Origin of the sequence: Chitinophaga varians, assembly GCF_012641275.1 — a bacterium.
In the GTDB taxonomy this organism is placed as follows: Bacteria; Bacteroidota; Bacteroidia; order Chitinophagales; family Chitinophagaceae; genus Chitinophaga; species Chitinophaga varians_A.
The window spans coordinates 924,546-927,801 of the sequence record NZ_JABAIA010000003.1 but is presented as its reverse complement, the minus strand read 5'-3'; the positions used below and the strand labels follow the sequence as shown (position 1 = coordinate 927,801).

General features: G+C 45.8%; 1 protein-coding gene. It reads right to left on the bottom strand.

Going from position 1 to position 3,256, the window contains the following annotated elements; genetic code table 11:
- Window positions 1-747 precede the first annotated feature (747 nt).
- Window positions 748-2,913 (bottom strand): PQQ-binding-like beta-propeller repeat protein, encoded by a 2,166-nt coding sequence (locus tag HGH92_RS26775; protein ID WP_317166450.1) that lies wholly within the window; start codon window positions 2,911-2,913, stop codon window positions 748-750.
- Window positions 2,914-3,256 lie beyond the last annotated feature (343 nt).

The window sequence follows — 3,256 nt, the reverse complement described above, 5'->3', positions numbered from 1 at the left end:
AGAATAAAATCGTTAATGAAATGTGTATGCAATAGGCTACCATGAGGGTAATATGGCATTACCCCAAATATTATAAGTGAGCAAAAAAATACGTGTATACTTACACGATATGGCAAGGTATAAATGCCACAGCACGCAAGAAACAATATGCTGCAAAGCTTCGCAGCCAAACACCAAGGAGTGGATGAAGTATATATAGCAGTCTGCTGCTGCTATAAATAAAAAAATACCTGTTGAACTACATACTTGCGAAACAGCGGGCGGATCGCAGGATTTTCATGGTACAAACTCACAATGATCACGGGTCAATGTTTTACAGGATAGTATTCTGCCAATGACATCTAATCGTAGCATGGCTCTTACATCTTCTCTCAGTGATACAATTTAAGCGGTTTATGTTAAGATAATTTATTAACAGCAAAAACACCAGCAACGCAACAGTCCAGAACGGGCCACTACCGGGCTATTGAACATCTATCAATAAAAGTAGAATCCATCAATGCAACAAGATCACAGTAAATAATAAAATTTTCACGACACTTACTCCAACCATACAACACACAACGCCGCAAACAAGCCACCACAGGCCAATTGCGCCTCATAAAAATAAAAATAAAAACAGCATTTTCAACTGCAATACTACTTCACAACACAATATTCGGAGTGCTAACTTACCTCACAAACACACTGTCTTTTTGACCGCACCATATTCCACACGCAACATTTACAAGATAAATTTCCACCGCATCATTTAGACGGCAGCGCAAAAGCAACGTACGCATCAGAAGACTTCCCGCCCCATTTACCACCGCCGCAGGCGATGACTACATACTGCCGTCCATTCACTGCATAAACGGCCGGCGTAGCGATACCGGGAGCAGGAAGCATTACTTTCCAAAGCAAGGCACCTGTACGTTTGTTGTATGCCCGCATATAACCGTCCGCCGACGCCGCGATAAACAAAACGCCACCGGCGGTGGCGACAGGCCCGCCATAGTTCTCCCTGCCCGTTTCGGGAATACCTTTCTTCGTGAGTTCTTCAAATTCTCCGAATGGTATCTTCCATAAATATTGCCCTGTGTTCAGATTGATAGCGTTTAATGTGCCCCAGGGCGGACTGATAGCCGGATACCCTTCCTTTGTCAGAAATTTATTATATCCGGTGAACCCATAAAGCGCCTGGGGCGGAGCGTCCTCTTTTTTGCTTTGCCCCTTGTATTCCTGAAGCTGCAGCTGTTTTAAATCAAGAATGAAAGAAGCGATCGCGTCTTTTTCCAGAGAATCGAGATGATTAAATCCCGGCATCATCCTTCTTCCGGTTGACAGCAAAGCAAGCAACCGGGAGTAAGTGTATTTTTTTTCCACTCCGACAATGGACGGGTAATCGCCACCACCCAGTCGTTCCGGTCCGTGGCATTGCATACAGTACTGATGGTACAGGACCGCACCGGCTTCCAATTTGGTGCGCTTTTTCTCCTTTGGCGGGTCGTTGTCGACGATGTTCAATACCCACGCCATTTCATTAGCGTTAACATACAATACATTTGTTTCCGGGTCCAGGGACGGGCCTCCCCATTCTCCCCCGCCGTCATATCCCGGGAATACCAATGTGCCTTCCTTTGATGGCGGCGTAAAAATTGTTCCCGCCCGGTAACTTCTGAAGCGCTTTAATATATCCTGATAAGAAGCTTCGTCCACTAACCTGTTCAGGTCCGCCTCTGTTAACGTGTGCCGCGCAAAAGGTTTGGGCAATACCGGAAATGGCTGCGTGGGCCATAATTTCTCTCCCGTCAGCGTCGTCGTGGTATCTACCGCCCTCTCTTCAATCGGGTACACAGGCTTGCCTGTTTCGCGGTCCAGCACAAATATTAACCCTGTCTTGGTGGACTGCGCGATAGCGTCTATCTTTCTACCATCTTTTTTGATGGTCACCAAAACCGGCGGAGAAGAGATGTCCATATCCCATACGTCGTGATGTACCGTCTGAAAATGCCACAACAATTTGCCCGTGGCCGCATCCAGCGCCAATATGCAGTTGCCATATAACCCCGCGCCTCTTCTTTGTCCGCCATAAAAATCATTGGTGGGGTTCCCGGTCGGCGCGAACAATATGCCTCTTTCTTCATCCAGGCTGAAACCGGCCCAGCTATTGGTGGAGCCCATATATTTATAAGCTGTCGTATCTTCCCAGGTTTCATGTCCCGGTTCTCCGGGGTAAGGTATCGTATGAAATATCCATTGTTGTTTTCCTGTCCGCACGTCAAACGCCCTGATATGCCCGGGTGTTTCTTCGCTGACAAGACCACTCAGAAAAAAAAGATCTCTGTAAATCATCACCGGGGACGTAGGTGCAATAAAAACCTTCGCGGAGTCCCTGTCCAGCCCCTCCCGCAAATCAATACCGCCCTGCTTGCCGAAGGAGGTCACCAGTTTACCTGTTACCGCATTCACGCAAAGGGCCACCGCGCCAACGGTATAAATAATCCGTTTGTCATCCCCATCGGCCCAGTAAGCTACTCCGCGGTTCATATTAACACTGTTGCGGTGCCAGGTCTTATTGGCCAGCGTATCGGCAGGGTCAAAGGACCATTTTTCCTTTCCGGTGGCGGCATCCACAGCAAACAGTTTTAATTTCGGCGACACGCCATATAACACACCATCCACTATTACCGGATTACATTGCATGGCGCCATACCTGGTACTATCCTGTTTTTCCGAATAGTAGACCCACGCTACCTGCAACCGGCCTACGTTGGCCGTATCAATCTGGTCGAGGGAGGAATAGCGGATATTTCCCTTACTGCCACCGGTGCTGCGCCAGTCAGCATATTTTTTTATGCCCGTTGGATTACATGCGGCATAAAGCGCCGCCAAACAGATGAGCAGCAAGCGTCTTGTATTGTTTGATTTCACAGGATAATACATAGTTATAAGATATCTGTTTTTTGTGAAGTAAAACCGGGGGTATATTTTTTTAAAGTTTTTTTTTGTAAATCCGAAATACTTTCATTAGGTTTGTTCATAAGTTAGGTATGCATATTATTTAAATACATTTTTTCAGTTAACATTTACGCATCTCTAATACCCGATTTGTTTGTTTCAATTACATGTATGGATGTTTCCCGCTAGCAGACTCTTATTAAATCATGCAGCAATCAGATTTAAATTTTTCATTCCGGACCAAACAGATCAGATTACATTCATATCCAATCAAAACCGTATAAATCCTATCAAAACTTTTAAAGGACACCCATAT